12 protein-coding genes are annotated in these 14042 nt (G+C 53.9%); 5 read left to right on the top strand and 7 right to left on the bottom strand.

Features of this window, described 5'->3' with window-relative positions; genetic code table 11:
* The first annotated feature begins 192 nt into the window (after positions 1 to 192).
* Complete coding sequence (gene feaR / locus ABFI50_RS19180) at positions 193 to 1101, top strand: transcriptional regulator FeaR (RefSeq protein ID WP_014883693.1); 909 nt, start codon at positions 193 to 195, stop codon at positions 1099 to 1101.
* On the opposite strand, the gene ABFI50_RS19175 is transcribed toward feaR, so the two are convergent.
* Genes ABFI50_RS19175 through ABFI50_RS19165 form a run of 3 tightly spaced genes read right to left on the bottom strand, consistent with a single transcriptional unit; the run spans position 1102 to position 4254 of the window.
* Complete coding sequence (locus tag ABFI50_RS19175; protein WP_023330315.1) at positions 1102 to 1419, bottom strand: YdbL family protein; 318 nt, start codon at positions 1417 to 1419, stop codon at positions 1102 to 1104.
* Positions 1420 to 1426: 7 nt separating this feature from the next.
* On the bottom strand, positions 1427 to 1618 hold the full coding sequence (locus ABFI50_RS19170; protein ID WP_014169918.1) for a YnbE family lipoprotein: 192 nt from the start codon (positions 1616 to 1618) through the stop codon (positions 1427 to 1429).
* Positions 1615 to 4254, bottom strand: a complete 2640-nt coding sequence (locus tag ABFI50_RS19165) for a YdbH family protein (protein WP_063613991.1) — start codon at positions 4252 to 4254, stop codon at positions 1615 to 1617. The genes ABFI50_RS19170 and ABFI50_RS19165 overlap by 4 nt, the downstream gene beginning before the upstream one ends.
* Positions 4255 to 4464: 210 nt before the next feature.
* Between ABFI50_RS19165 and ABFI50_RS19160 the strand changes: the two genes are divergently transcribed.
* Positions 4465 to 5454, top strand: coding sequence for a 2-hydroxyacid dehydrogenase (locus tag ABFI50_RS19160; protein WP_045135007.1), 990 nt, complete (start codon positions 4465 to 4467; stop codon positions 5452 to 5454).
* 19 nt (positions 5455 to 5473) lie between these two features.
* On the opposite strand, the gene ABFI50_RS19155 is transcribed toward ABFI50_RS19160, so the two are convergent.
* Entirely contained in the window at positions 5474 to 6682 is a 1209-nt protein-coding gene (locus tag ABFI50_RS19155; RefSeq protein WP_014883688.1) for an MFS transporter, read from the bottom strand.
* A gap of 248 nt (positions 6683 to 6930) precedes the next feature.
* Between ABFI50_RS19155 and uspF the strand changes: the two genes are divergently transcribed.
* Entirely contained in the window at positions 6931 to 7365 is a 435-nt protein-coding gene (uspF, locus tag ABFI50_RS19150) for a universal stress protein UspF (protein WP_023338284.1), read from the top strand.
* A gap of 78 nt (positions 7366 to 7443) precedes the next feature.
* Here uspF and ABFI50_RS19145 read toward each other — a convergent pair whose 3' ends face one another.
* The 3 genes from ABFI50_RS19145 to dcp all read right to left on the bottom strand — a co-directional run bounded on the left by ABFI50_RS19145 (position 7444) and on the right by dcp (position 12346).
* Positions 7444 to 8580: a bifunctional diguanylate cyclase/phosphodiesterase gene (locus tag ABFI50_RS19145; RefSeq protein ID WP_347484820.1), complete on the bottom strand. Its 1137-nt coding sequence runs from the start codon at positions 8578 to 8580 to the stop codon at positions 7444 to 7446.
* Positions 8519 to 10015, bottom strand: a complete 1497-nt coding sequence (locus tag ABFI50_RS19140; protein ID WP_347484818.1) for a CHASE4 domain-containing protein — start codon at positions 10013 to 10015, stop codon at positions 8519 to 8521. The genes ABFI50_RS19145 and ABFI50_RS19140 overlap by 62 nt, the downstream gene beginning before the upstream one ends.
* Positions 10016 to 10312: 297 nt before the next feature.
* Positions 10313 to 12346 (bottom strand): peptidyl-dipeptidase Dcp, encoded by a 2034-nt coding sequence (gene dcp, locus ABFI50_RS19135; protein ID WP_063943080.1) that lies wholly within the window; start codon positions 12344 to 12346, stop codon positions 10313 to 10315.
* A gap of 142 nt (positions 12347 to 12488) precedes the next feature.
* Between dcp and ydfG the strand changes: the two genes are divergently transcribed.
* Both ydfG and ABFI50_RS19125 read left to right on the top strand, forming a co-directional pair.
* Complete coding sequence (gene ydfG, locus ABFI50_RS19130) at positions 12489 to 13235, top strand: bifunctional NADP-dependent 3-hydroxy acid dehydrogenase/3-hydroxypropionate dehydrogenase YdfG (RefSeq protein ID WP_023330307.1); 747 nt, start codon at positions 12489 to 12491, stop codon at positions 13233 to 13235.
* Between the two features lie 91 nt (positions 13236 to 13326).
* Positions 13327 to 14013, top strand: coding sequence for a GntR family transcriptional regulator (locus ABFI50_RS19125; protein WP_014883681.1), 687 nt, complete (start codon positions 13327 to 13329; stop codon positions 14011 to 14013).
* Positions 14014 to 14042 lie beyond the last annotated feature (29 nt).

The raw sequence follows: 14042 nt of genomic DNA, 5'->3' as shown, positions 1-14042 counted from the left end.
GGGTTTCGCATTCTCGCTTTTGTCTCTGTGACATTCGCTTTGCCACCTGTGACAGGTGCCGCAAATCGTGATAATTCCACCTTATATCGCTGTTCCCGATGAGTGTTCTTTCCTATAGTCAGCCCAGAGCTCTGACAAAACGCAACATAAATGCAACAATGCGAAAACATTGACGATGCAGTGAGAGAAACGATGGCGTGTGCAAGCGAGCAGGAACAGTATCAGCAGTGGCTGGCGCAGATTAACCAGGTGTGCGGGCGTTTTAATGCACAGCCCACCGGGGGAAAATTCGTCGGCGAACTGGAGACCAGCTATGCGCGCAGCCTGAAGCTCAGCACCGTCACCGCCGGCGGCGTAAATCTGTTCCGCTCCCGTCAGGAGATCAAACAGAGTAATGATGCCTGGTTCTATACCGTCTTCCAGCTTGAGGGCAGTGCGGAAATTGAACAGGATGACCGTCGCGCTGTGCTCCGAACAGGCGATATCACGCTGCTTGACGCCTCCCGGCCCTGCTCAATCAACTGGCAGGAAAAATCCCGCCAGATTTCGCTGCTGGTACCCCGCCAGATTATTGAGCAACAGTGTCGTTTCCATGAGATTAGCTGCGCGCTCGCCCTCTCACGCTCGCTGCCAACGGTACAGCTGAGCCATCGCCTGCTGATGGAAAGCATGAACAACGCCGACCTGAGTGACCGGGAGAGCGAAGCCGCGCTCGAAGCCATGGTCTGCCTGCTGCGCCCCGCGTTTCAGCAACGCGACGTGATTCAGCCGCGCAAGGAACGCCAGTTCCAGCATGTCGTGGCGCTGATTGACGATCATATTCAGTCTGACTCTCTGCGCCCGGAGTGGATTGCCGCCGAGAGCGGGATGTCCGTGCGCAGCCTCTACCGCATGTTTGCCGAGAAGGGGCTGGTGGTCGCGCAGTACATTAAAAACCGTCGGCTGGATCTCTGTGCGCAGGTGCTGCGCTCTGCCGGGGATGATGAAAAGCTGGCGGGAATTGGCTACAGCTGGGGGTTCACCGACCATAGCCATTTTTCAACGGCCTTTAAGCAGCGTTTTGGCGTCTCGCCCGGCGAATACCGCAAGCGCCACCGCTAGCTATTTTTTCAGCCATTTGCCGTTAATTCCCTTCACGTATTCGCCCGGCTGCGCGCGGGCAACCAGTTTTTGCCCCGCCATTTTCGCCACTTCATCGACCGGTAAATTATTGCTGTCGGCCAGCTTCTGATAGCTCTCGGTGCGCGCCGCGTTAATACGGTTTACCAGCGCCAGCGTTTCAGCATCTTGTTGGATCGGGGCAATATACCCGCTGAGTGTTTCCCCCACGCGCCCCTGCGCCCGGGCATCATTTAAGGTCAGCGCAGCCGCCTGCGCATTCATCCCCAGAGCCAGTAGAATCAGAGCTAAACGTTTCATGGCATCCTCAGAACAGATCGCTGCGCGATTTCAGCAGGGTTTCAACGTCTTTATCGACCTTAATGTGGATCTCGTGTTCGATTTTGACATTCATATTGATGGTAATCGGCTCTTTCGGCGCAGCGACTTCAATACGCGGCGTACAGCCGGTCAGTAGCGCAGCAACGGCAACGGTGAGTACACCAGCCATCTTTTTCATTGTTGTTCCTCACTTTCCTTGCCAGTCGAACTACGGAGACCGGGTATCGCCGCGTGTTGCTCAAACCAGGTTTGCAGGTTGTCTCCAAAACGCAGGCTGCGCCAGAGGGTAAAGACATTCTCGTCATGGGTATAGTTCAGGTTGACGGAGCTGCTTTTGCCATCCACACGGCTGGTTCCCTTGATGGTCGCCTGCATGGTTAATTCACCCAGGTTATCTAAATTGATTCTTGTCCACGAACGAGAAATTTCCATATAGCGGAGCCAGTTGATCGCGGCACCCGCAACCATATTATCTTTCACGATGGCATCCGCCGTATCTTTGTCGATACGCAGCGTCATTGGGCCAGGGTTGGTCAGCCAGCCATCTTTAATGATCCATTTTTCATTGTCCAGCCAGAATGGCAGCGCCCCGCTTACCGGGCCTGACATGGCAAACTGTTTAGGATTGACGGCGCCGATCAGTTCACTTGACGAGATATTGTCCACGCGAAGCAGCGCCGGATCGTGCTGCGGCATCCGCAACTGCTGCATCGTAATCTTCCCGCCGAGGGTTTCCACTTTCACGTTGGTAAGCAGCAGCGGATTGTCCTCCGTCCAGGGATAATCCCCCTGTAGATCGGCGGTAATATTGCGCGCGGTCACCAGGTTTTCCACTTCGCCAATACGCAACGTAACCGGGCCGCGCGTGCCCAGGGACCAGGTCCCCTTGCTGAAGCGGAACGGCAGCACAAAATCGACACCGTTGATCTGGTTATCCGGCATCCAGGCGCTACCGGCTTTCAGCACGCCGTGCCCCCCCGCCTCAAAGCCCTGATCGGCCGCCGCCGAGAAAGCCACCTGCGCATAGAGTTCCCCGTCACGCAGCGTCATTTTCCAGTCCGGAGGGATCAGAGGCTGGAACACGGTGAGCGACTGTTTCGGCCACCAGGCCTGCCCGCGCAGACGTTCACCATCCCAGCGACCATTCACCTGTACCGGGCCGATTTTCTCTGCATGGAGGTCGCCCTTAAACTGGAACACCGTCGGATCGGTGCCGTCGACGCTAAAGGTCAGCACCGACGGTGGCAGCGTGCTGCCACCGGAGAAACGGGTTTGCCCGGCATTGAGCGCCAGCGCGCCGCTGAACGTCGGCTTTTCGGCGTCACGGAACCAGCGCACGGGTTGATCCAGCACCAGACGCGGCGTGCTGACCTCCATGGTTCCATACTGGAGCTTGTCAAAACCGGTGGAGAGCGCCGTGAGCTCAATGAGTTTGTCACGCCACTCGCCTTTCCCGGCGACATCCCAGCGGGCATGCATCGGCGTAAAACTCCCTTTTCCCCAGTAGCGCCACTGCCAGAGACCGCTGTCGGGTAAAAAGTCGTTCGCCTGCCCGTCCAGATGCAGTTCAAAATCGCCCATCTCGTTTTCATGGGCACGCAGGATAGCCTGTAACCGCCCGTCCACGCCCTTCTGCGTCAGCTTCACACCTGCCAGCGGCCAGCGGATTTCATCGATATCAAGCGAGTCAATGATGCGCCCGCGCGAGCGAAGCAGTGCGCCCGGTTCAAAGGCGAGTTGCGGTTCATATAGGCTGCCAGTCAGTGTTGCCGGCAGTTTGGCATAAAGAATGAGGTCGTTTTGCTTCGCCTCACCGCTCAGATGCAGCGGCATATCGCTGTTTTCCATACTGAGCCTGCCGGGCCCAATATTGAGTACCGCGTTGCCTTTCCCCGCATCACCATGGGTAAGCACGTTCAAACGCCCGGTCAGGGTGGCTTTCTCAAGCCCCTGCTGCCAGTTATCGGCGCGAAGCGAAACGCGTCCGCTCAGCGGCATACCGGACAGATCCCAGTTCCAGCGCCCGTCACTGATGTTCAGCTGTTCCGTCGTAACTTGCCACGGCAGATCGAGCAGTGGATCAGGGTTGTCTCGCGCCATCACCACCAGTTGTCCACGGTTGTCTTCCCAGTCCAGATCGGCATCGACGAGAGACGTCAATTGTGGCACGTTTAAGGTCGCCACCGCGTGGCCTTTTACCGGCACGCCATCCGGCACCAGCGGCAGAGTGAACTCCCCCACCAGTTTGATGGGCTGCGGCTGATCGGGTAGCTGAACATCGAACTGGCTGACCGAAAGCGTCTGGCCGCGAAGCGTTCCTTGAATGCTCACCCGCTCGCCTTTATAGGCTATCTCCTGGCTGGACGGGGTCAGCGAGGCCTTCAGCTCACCCTGCCACTGCTGCCAGGGCGAGAGGGTGAGACGGTGAATGGTCAGCCAGGTATTCGGTAATACCGCCTGCCACTGCGCCAGCGTTTTGGGGGCAACGGTCGACGGCGCGGATTGGGGAATTTTGCTGAGGCAGACGGCGTTAAGATCCAGCGCGCCGATATCCAGCTGCCAGCGGCTCGGATGTGACAGCGTCACGTTCTCAATGCGAGCAATTTCGCACTCTTCAACCAGATAGCGGAGATCGGGGATCACCAGCGCATGACGAGTCATTTTAGGACTCTCTTCGAAAGCGATACGCGTCCCGACGGGAAGCCAGATCCCTGCAAGCGTCGGTACCCACTGAGCGAGCGTCATCAGCAGCGTCAGCGGCAATAAGATGAACAGCAGTAAAAGCGCAAGTGCGGCTTTGTATTTACCCTTCATGGGCAGTTAATATCCTGATTTAGCGAAAGAATTAAGCCGACGATGCCTTTCATTGTCGCATGTTTAGCCAGTCAGTTGAAGGAAATGCCATTTTTAAGGATAGATGCTCTAGAATAATTCATAGAACTTATTGAATTCAATAATATTTTAGAAATTGTAAGATAATTTTAATCATGCTAACGTGAATGCAAAATCACTGGAGAAAGTCTTATGAAACTCGCGGTATATAGCACAAAGCAGTACGACAAAAAGTATCTGCAACATGTTAACGAAGCTTACGGGTTTGAGCTTGAATTTTTCGACTTTCTGCTGTCCGAAAAAACCGCCAAAACGGCGCACGGCTGTGAAGGCGTCTGCATTTTTGTTAACGATGACGGCAGTCGTCCGGTGCTGGAAGAGTTGAAAAAACAGGGAGTGAAGTATATCGCCCTGCGCTGTGCAGGCTTTAACAACGTGGATCTCGATGCGGCGAAAGAGCTGGGGCTGAAGGTGGTGCGCGTTCCGGCCTACTCCCCGGAAGCCGTCGCGGAACATGCGATTGGCATGATGATGTCGCTCAACCGTCGTATTCACCGCGCTTATCAGCGCACCCGTGATGCCAACTTCTCGCTGGAGGGGCTGACCGGCTTTACCATGTACGGTAAAACCGCAGGGGTGATCGGGACCGGGAAAATTGGCGTCGCTGCCCTGCGGATCCTCAAAGGCTTTGGCATGCGTCTGCTGGCGTTTGATCCGTATCCAAGCGCCGCGGCGCTGGAGATGGGCGTGGAATATGTTGACCTGCCGACCCTGTTCTCGCAGTCTGATGTGATCTCCCTGCACTGCCCGCTGACGCCGGAAAACTATCACCTGCTGAACCAGGCGGCGTTTGACCAGATGAAGGACGGCGTGATGATCATCAACACCAGCCGTGGTGGCCTGGTTGACTCTCAGGCCGCTATCGAAGCGCTGAAAACCCAGAAAATTGGCGCGCTCGGGATGGACGTGTATGAGAACGAACGCGATCTGTTCTTTGAAGACAAGTCCAACGATGTGATTCAGGACGACGTGTTCCGCCGCCTGTCTGCCTGTCATAACGTCCTGTTTACCGGTCACCAGGCGTTTCTGACGGCTGAAGCGCTGATCAGCATTTCAGAAACCACGCTGGGCAACCTGCAGCAGCTGGAAAAAGGCGAAGCCTGCCCTAACGAGCTGGCATAAGTATGACGCCGGGTGGCGGCTATGCCCCACCCGGCGTACTGTCTGTTTCCCAGGTTCGGTGAGCAACGCGCCACCAGAGCAGGACGGCCACCAGCGCAATCGCGCTCAGCACGCTGAATGCCGTCGCAAAGGAGTAATGCCCGGCTATCGTGCCGGTTAACGCCGGGCTCATCGATGCCCCAACGCCCTGCATCAACATCACCACGCTCTGCCCGGCATTGACGTGCCCGCTCCCTCGCAACAGCACAACAATAAACGACGGTACCACGACGCCTAGGATGCCTGCGGCCAGCCCGTCGAGAATTTGCACCGGGATCATCATCAACGGCGCGTCCGTGGACGCCGCCAGCGCCGCACGCACCGGCATCACCAGCAGCGCCAGCATAATTAATCTCCAGTAGCCGTAGTGTTCTATTCTCCGTGCGACCCAAATGGCGACGGGGATCATCACGGCCTGAGAAATAATGACAGTGCCCGCTGCATACAAGCCGGGGTTGATTGAGGCGGGTGCCGCCGCAACCCTCATGCTGAGCATCGGTAACAGCGCAGCGTTCGCCAGATGAAACAGGAGCAGCGTCAGTCCGGTAACAAACAGCGCCCGGTTTTTAATCAGCACCGCAAAGCCCGGAACAGGCAGGTTCGCTGGAGAGGACAACCCGCGCGCGGCATTGTTGTCGATATCCTTATTGCGAATGGCAAGCAGCGCACACAACGTTAGCAACGTCGTACAGGTCATCAGCAGGAAAATTCCGCCGACGCCCCAGTACCAGGCAATGCCGCCAGCCATCAGTGCGGTCATAAAATTGCCCGCATGATTAAACGCCTCATTTTTGCCCATCTGCGCGCTGAACCCACTCTGGCCGGTCAGCCCTAAGGTAATTCCGGTGATCAATGGCCCCACAAACGCCGCACAGATGCCGGTGATAATTTGTGAAACGGCGACAACGCCGCTCTGCTGGCTAAACCAGAGCAGAAGCGTGCTCAGGGTGATCAACAGGCAAAGCAGCGCGAGTACAGCGCGTTTGTTTCGGGAGGTGTCGGTGATGAATCCCGCCGGGAGCGTGGCCAGTAAACCCGCCAGCCCGCCCGCCGTCATCAGAATACCAATATCATCGGGCGTCCAGTGACGTTCGGTGAGAAAAATACCGAGAAAAGGGCCGAGGCCATCGCGGACATCCGCAATGAAAAAACTGGTCAGGCATAACGCCCGTAGCGAACGAAGAGACATACTGCCTGCCTTTACAAAGGGTCGCCTGAAAAAATTAAAACGTAGTATACCCGGCATTGCGCGGTTTGATACGTCGCGTTGCAGGTACGGATTGTCGTGCAGATCGCGTCATTGACCCCATGCCGGGAACGTTCGCCTGTATAGCTATCACAGAACCGAAATTTGTCTCCGTTATGACAACCTGCTCTCTGTTTTCCTGGAATTAACGGTCTAACCTGAATTGTGTAAAAAACACTCAGGAGGGACACATGTACAATTCAATTTTGGTTCCCATTGATATTTCCGAAGATAGCCTGACGCATATGGTGATTCCTTTCGTTCAGGCTCATACCGCACTTAACACAGCTAAAGTCCATTTTCTTACGGTCATTCCTTCGCTACCTTATTATTCATCTTTAGGCCTGGCCTACTCCGTGGAGATGCCGAAGCTAAAAGAGTTCCAGCATGCGGCCTTAGAAAAACTGGATGAAATCGTTAAGCAATTTAAAATTCCGCCAGAAAAGGTGCAGACGCACGCCGTTACGGGATCGCCAAAAGATCAGATCCTTAAACTCGCGGACACCATCGGCGCCGACCTGATCATCATCGCCTCCCATAAACCTGACATATCAACGTATCTGTTAGGTTCAAATGCGGCGGCAGTGGTGCGCCACGCAAAATGCCCTGTGCTGGTCGTAAGATAAAAAACCGGGCGAAAAGCCCGGTTTTTTTTTCGCTGACGCTTCCCTGTTTCAGGGGGCGCGGAAGATGCAAAAACGCGTTTATGTATTCACCAGGTTGCCGTTTAAATTGAGATCGGCAATGGCGGCGGGTTTTCCAAGTAAATACCCCTGAACTTCATCACACTTATTTTTTTTAAGAAAAGCCAGCTGTTCGCTGGTCTCCACTCCTTCAGCGGTCACTTCCATGGAATAGGCTTTACCCAAATCGATTATCTTCTCGACTACCGATTGGTTCTGTGGCGAATCCGCTAAGGTAAAAATAAAGCTTTTATCGAGCTTTAGCCCATCAAACTGAAACTTTCGAAGATAGCTCAGAGAGGCATAGCCGGTACCGAAATCATCGATCAGAATCCGTACGCCCATTTTTTTGAGGGCTTTCATGGTGTGCAACGTTTTTTCTGGATCGGAAAGCGTGACATTTTCAGTCACTTCTATTTCCAGCCTGGTGGGTTCAAGTCCCGTTTCGTGAAGAATTTCTTTTACTCTTTCAGCCAGATCGCTCGCCTGGAATTCAATAGCCGAAATGTTGACTGATACCGATAACCCTGGCAATTGATCTTTGGCCTCCGTACACGCTTTACGAATGACCCAGTTGCTGAGGCTAATAATCAGCCCTGTTTCTTCAGCCAACGGGATAAACTGATCGGGCATCATGGTTCCTCGATCCGGGTGTTGCCACCGGACCAGCGCTTCGACGGCATCTGTTTTCGAATATCGGAGGTTATAACGCGGTTGATAAACCAGATAGAGTTGGTCTTCGCGAATGGCGGTCTTCAGCTCCAGTTCGAGTTTTCTGCGTTCGGTCAGCTTTTCCGACATATCCTGGCGATAATAGACCCATCGGTTTCTCCCGGATTGTTTTGCCTGGTAAAGCGCAATGTCAGCATAGCGCAGAAGATCGTTTGCGCTGTTGCCGTCTTGTGGGGCCAGTGCAATCCCCATGCTTACCCCTATTGTCACATCATTGCCATCAATGGTGAAAGGACGGTTGAGTTCTGACACGATGCGCTGGCACACCTCTTCAATCTGGTCTGTCTGGCTGGTGTTACCGAGGAGCAGCATAAATTCATCCCCGCCCTGCCGTGCAACAAAATCACCGCTCCGAATACAGCTTTTAAGACGTAAGGGCGACCTCGCCAAGCAGAGCGTCGCCGGTGGAATGCCCAAAAATGTCATTGACGGGTTTGAACTTGTCCAGATCCAGGCAAATCATTGCAAAGGGATAATTATTGACGCCTTCATTGGCTAACCGGCCCGCCAGAAACTCCTTAATATGATACCGGTTTGGAAGCCCCGTTAATTCATCATGCCGTGACAGAAATTCCACACGTTTAGTTGCTTCCACTTCCAGAGAGACATCTGTTGCCGCGCCCCGTAAAACCACCGAACCATCAGGCTGAGAAGAAAATTTAGCCAGAAGCGTGCAGTAGGACGTGGATTGCTGATAGTTAATATAAGGGCAATTCTTAAATTCGAAGCGTCCAGTTAATTCCCGGTGGCGGACACGATCATGAAGTAAGTGACTTGTCGACGGAAAGAGCTCATCCAGCCTGCGGCCGATCCATTGACTATGTTCATATCCCGTTACCGTGGAGAAACGACCTGATAGCCATGTAATCTTTAACGATAAGTCAGTTTCCCAGAACCAGTCGCTGGTTGTTTCACTGACATCCCTGAATCGTTTTTCACTGGTGATAAGATTCAACCGTGCCTGCTCAAGGAGAAAGGCATTTTCGTCATGAATTCTCGCCTTGTGCATAATATGACGCATAAGGATCACCGTCATCGATATTGTCAGCAGTACGGAAAGAATGAGTAATGGCAGGAAATAAACGATCAGCGCCTGGCCAGGATTTTCACTGTCCCATAAAATATGCACATCACCATTTGGCGTGCTTATGGTCAATGACGTCTGATTATTCACTTCATTGGGTGAAATGCGAACATTTTTGATGGCGGCATCATGCCCAATCGCAAGGAGTTTTTTAGCCGTTAATTTGTCGACAAACACCATGACTGAAGGCCTGCCCGGTAACGGTTGCACACTCGAATCATCACCCGTTGTTATCCATTCAGCAGAAACAATCGCCGGTATGCCGTCGATAAGCGTTAGCATGGACACCGGCAATCCCTTTTTTTTGCTCAGTTCACTGAGTAAACGGTCTTTTGTGGATTGACCCAACCAACGCTCCAGATCTTCAGGTATCCGTTTCCCGGAAATCACGCTGTAGCGCGTGGCGCCTTCCGGAGAGAGAACAAACACCCCCTCATAGCCAAAGTTATCATACAGAGACTTGCCAAGATTCTGCTTATCCCATGCCCAGTGCATGTCAACATTCTGATGAAGATGTTTGTAGGCATCCCCCCACTCCGCATAGTCTTTCAAATGGCTACGGATGCTCTCCTGTCGGGTATCTAACGCTTTTCTTAGTAAGAAATCATCATGCGAATCGCTGATTTCATTAACATTATTTTTTATTATCAACAAAGAAATTATTGCCGCCGCAAAAATAGCGATCAGCAACGTTACAACATAGGTAAAGGTTTTATTTATCAGCCTCTTAGAATGCTCAGCATCCGTAAAGCCAGGAGTGGTCAGAGGTAGGGTCATCTTTCGCCTTCTTAACTGCTATAACGTCGATTTTTTTGTTATCCTCATTTATCGGCATAAAAGGGCAAAAATTTAGAATTAAAAAAGACATTTGAAAGAAGATTTTATTTCTTACAACCCAGATCAAATTATTAACAGTTCTCGAATGTAGAGCTTTGTCTCTATTAATAAAAAATCCTTTTATCGGCGCGTTCAATTTCACCGGTTATCTTTCAAAAGCATGCTAAAATATCGCTGATTAAAGGGTATAAAAAACCGGGCTTCACGCCCGGTTCTTTTTTTCAGCCCAAATGGACACTATTCACTTAACCCACGATTCTCCAGCATCGGTTCAATCCTCGGATCGTGCCCGCGCCAGTTCCGGTAAAGTTCACCTAAATCAGTGCTGTTCCCGCGCGACAAAATCGCCTCGCGGAATTTCTGTCCGTTTTCACGCGTCAACCCGCCCTGCTCGACAAACCACTGATAGCCATCGTCTGCCAGCATTTGCGTCCACAGGTAGGCGTAATACCCCGCCGCATAGCCACCGCCGAAGATATGGGCGAAATAGCTGCTGCGATAACGCGGGGGTACCGCGGGCAGGTCCAGCCCCTCTTTTTTCAACGCAGCCGTTTCAAAGGCTTCAACGTCAGATTCGGCTTCACTGATGGCGTGCCAGTTCATGTCCAGCAATGCCGCACCCAGCAGCTCCGTCATGTCATAACCCTTGTTGAAATGGGTCGCGTTGAGCATGCTTTCCCGCAGCGCGTCCGGCATCGGTTCACCGGTTTCGTAGTGACGGGCGTAGCGGGTAAATACCTGAGGATGGCTGGCCCAGTGTTCATTGATCTGCGACGGAAATTCAACGAAATCACGGGGCGTATTGGTACCGGACAGCGTGGCGAAGCGCTGGCTGGCAAACAGACCGTGCAGGGTATGCCCAAACTCGTGGAACAGGGTAATTACGTCGTCCCAGGAGAGTAACGCGGTGCCCCCGTTACCCGGTTTTGGGTAGTTACAGACATTGTAGATAACCGGGCGGGCAGAAAACTCAAAAGATTGTTCAACGAAATTGCCCATCCAGGCTCCGCCCTGCTTGGAATCGCGGGCAAAGAAGTCGCCGTAAAACAGCGCCATCCCTTCACCGGTATGGTCGAAAATTTCCCATACGCGAACGTCCGGATGATAAACCGGAATATCGAAGCGTTCCACGAAGCGGATACCGAACAGCTGGCTGGCCGCCCAGAAGACGCCGTCATGCAACACGGTATTGAGCGCAAAGTAGGGCCGGATCTGCGACTCATCAAGCGCATATTTCGCCTGGCGCACGCGCTCGGCATAAAAGGCCCAGTCCCAGGCCTGCACGGTGAAACCGCCCTGCTCGTCATCAATCACTTTCTGAATATCGGCCTGTTCGCGCTCCGCTCGGGCACGGGCGGCGGGCACAATGCCGCGCATAAAGGCCAGCGCGGCGTCGGGGGTTTTCGCCATCTGGTCGGCAATACTCCAGCTGGCGTAATCCTCAAAGCCGAGCAGGCGAGCCTGACGCGCACGGAGCGCCGTCAAACGCAGGATCAGCGCGCGGGTATCGTTTTCATCCCCTTTCTGGGTACGCGTCCAGCCTGCGTTGAACAGGTTTTCACGCGTCTGCCGATTGCGCAGCGCAGAGAGCGCAGGTTGTTGAGTCGTATTCAGCAGCGAGATCAGCCAGCGGTCGTTAAGCCCTTTTTCCGCGGCCGCCTGCGCGGCGGCGGCGATCTCTTCTGCACTGAGCCCCTCAAGCTGATGCGCATAATCCACCACCAGCCCACCCGCTTTATCGGCGGAAAGCAGACGCTGGTTAAACTGGCTGGTCAGGGAGGCTGCCTCGGTGTTCAGCGCCTTCAGCTCGGCTTTTTCTGTCTCATTCAGACGCGCACCGGCCAGAATAAACCGCTGGTACGTCTCCTCGACCAGCCGACGGGACTCGGCATCCAGCGCACCGCGATCTTGCCAGACGCTCTCAACGCGGGCGAAAAGTGTGTCATTCAGCCAGATGTCATTCGCCAGCGCGGCAAGTTCAGTAGAAAACTGCTCCTCTAACTCTTGCAGGTACGGATTGGTATGCGCAGAGGTCATGGCGAAAAAGACGCTGCTGACGCGCGAGAGCATAACGCCGCTTTTCTCCAGCGCCAGCACGGTATTATTGAAGTCTGGCGCGGCGGTTTGCGAGACAATCGCATCAATGTCCGCCCGCTTCTGACGCAGCGCTTCATCGAACGCCGGACGATAGTGACTGTCGTTAATCTGATCAAAATGGGGTGCCTGGTAAGGCAACAGACTGATTTCAAAAAAAGGATTCGTGGCCGTCATCTTTCACTCCTCAGAACGGATATCTTCCCAGAGTAGGCCAGGCCGCCATCACCTGCAATGCTGTCATACAAATGTTGCCTTAACGCACCCTCTGCGGCCGTGCTATGTTAGTACAACACAAAAAGCGTTGAGGAACAGTGAGATGATTATTTTAGTTACCGGGGCAACGGCGGGTTTTGGTGAATGCATCACGCGTCGCTTCGTCGCCAACGGGCACAAGGTGATTGCAACGGGCCGTCGTCAGGAGCGCCTGCAGGAGCTGAAAGATGAATTAGGTGACAGCATCCTGACCGCACAGCTGGACGTGCGCAATCGCGCAGCCATTGAAGAGATGATTGCTAACCTGCCTGCCGAGTGGCGCGCCATTGATCTGCTGGTCAACAACGCCGGACTGGCGCTGGGCATGGAGCCCGCGCACAAAGCCAGCGTTGAAGACTGGGAAAACATGATCGACACCAACAACAAAGGGCTGGTCTATATGACTCGCGCGGTGTTGCCGGGCATGGTTGAGCGTAATCGCGGTCACATTATCAATATTGGTTCTACCGCCGGGAGCTGGCCTTACGCGGGCGGCAACGTCTATGGTGCGACCAAAGCGTTTGTCCGTCAGTTCAGCCTGAACCTGCGCACCGATCTGCACGGCACCGCCATTCGCGTTACCGATATCGAGCCGGGTCTGGTGGGCGGCACCGAATTCTCCAACGTGCGCTTCAAGGGTGACGATGCGAAAGCGGATAAAACCTACGAAAATGCTAACGCGCTGACGCCGGAAGATGTCACTGAAGCGGTCTGGTGGGTGGCGACGCTGCCTAAGCACGTCAACATCAATACCGTGGAAATGATGCCAGTCACCCAGAGTTTTGCCGGACTTAGCGTCCATCGTGGCTAAATAAGCCCCACCCGGCCTGCGGGCCGGGTCTGTTTCGGGTCCGAAAAGAATGGTAGTATGTTCAGGCTAACTCTCTGAGAAATGACAACTCATGGCCGCTGAATCGCAACTCAATCCCACCCAGCCCGTAAACCAGCAAATCTATCGCATTTTGCGACGTGATATTGTCCATTGCCTGATTCCGCCGGGAACGCCGCTTTCTGAAAAAGAGGTCTCGGTGCGTTTTGACGTCTCCCGTCAGCCGGTGCGTGAAGCGTTCATTAAGCTTGCTGAAAACGGCCTGATTCAGATCCGCCCGCAGCGCGGCAGCTACGTAAACAAAATTTCACTTTCTCAGGTGCGTAACGGCTGTTTCGTTCGCCAGGCCATTGAATGCGCGGTCGCCCGCCGGGCGGCAACGCTTATCAATGATAACCAGTGTTACCTGCTGGAGCAGAACCTGCATCAGCAGCGTATAGCGATCGACCGTAAGCAGCTCAACGATTTCTTCCAGCTCGATGATGAATTCCACCAGAAACTGGCACAAATAGCGGATTGTCAGTTGGCCTGGGATACCATTGAGAACATTAAGGCCACCATCGACCGCGTGCGTTATATGAGCCTCGATCACGTCTCCCCGCCGGAAATGTTGCTCAGACAGCATCACGATATTTTCAGCGCGCTGGAAAAACGCGACCCGGACGGCGTGGAAAAAGCGATGACGCTGCATTTGCAGGAAATCAGCGAATCCGTGCAGCTTATTCGTCAGGAAAACAGCGAGTGGTTTAGCGAGGAGTAATATTCGCCGCACCCTGTTGGGCGCGGCGT

Origin of the sequence: Enterobacter sp. HNDS-6, from assembly GCF_039850505.1 — a bacterium.
Classification (GTDB): Bacteria; Pseudomonadota; Gammaproteobacteria; order Enterobacterales; family Enterobacteriaceae; genus Enterobacter; species Enterobacter kobei.
Note: the sequence above shows the minus strand (reverse complement) of the source record. Positions and strands in the feature narration are given on the sequence as shown.

Coding starts and splice junctions, on each gene's coding strand:
- feaR (WP_014883693.1), top strand. CDS start 193: ATGGCGTGTGCAAGCGAGCAGGAACAGTATCAGCAGTGGCTGGCGCAG.
- ABFI50_RS19175 (WP_023330315.1), bottom strand. CDS start 1,419: ATGAAACGTTTAGCTCTGATTCTACTGGCTCTGGGGATGAATGCGCAG.
- ABFI50_RS19170 (WP_014169918.1), bottom strand. CDS start 1,618: ATGAAAAAGATGGCTGGTGTACTCACCGTTGCCGTTGCTGCGCTACTG.
- ABFI50_RS19165 (WP_063613991.1), bottom strand. CDS start 4,254: ATGAAGGGTAAATACAAAGCCGCACTTGCGCTTTTACTGCTGTTCATC.
- ABFI50_RS19160 (WP_045135007.1), top strand. CDS start 4,465: ATGAAACTCGCGGTATATAGCACAAAGCAGTACGACAAAAAGTATCTG.
- ABFI50_RS19155 (WP_014883688.1), bottom strand. CDS start 6,682: ATGTCTCTTCGTTCGCTACGGGCGTTATGCCTGACCAGTTTTTTCATT.
- uspF (WP_023338284.1), top strand. CDS start 6,931: ATGTACAATTCAATTTTGGTTCCCATTGATATTTCCGAAGATAGCCTG.
- ABFI50_RS19145 (WP_347484820.1), bottom strand. CDS start 8,580: ATGACATTTTTGGGCATTCCACCGGCGACGCTCTGCTTGGCGAGGTCG.
- ABFI50_RS19140 (WP_347484818.1), bottom strand. CDS start 10,015: ATGACCCTACCTCTGACCACTCCTGGCTTTACGGATGCTGAGCATTCT.
- dcp (WP_063943080.1), bottom strand. CDS start 12,346: ATGACGGCCACGAATCCTTTTTTTGAAATCAGTCTGTTGCCTTACCAG.
- ydfG (WP_023330307.1), top strand. CDS start 12,489: ATGATTATTTTAGTTACCGGGGCAACGGCGGGTTTTGGTGAATGCATC.
- ABFI50_RS19125 (WP_014883681.1), top strand. CDS start 13,327: ATGGCCGCTGAATCGCAACTCAATCCCACCCAGCCCGTAAACCAGCAA.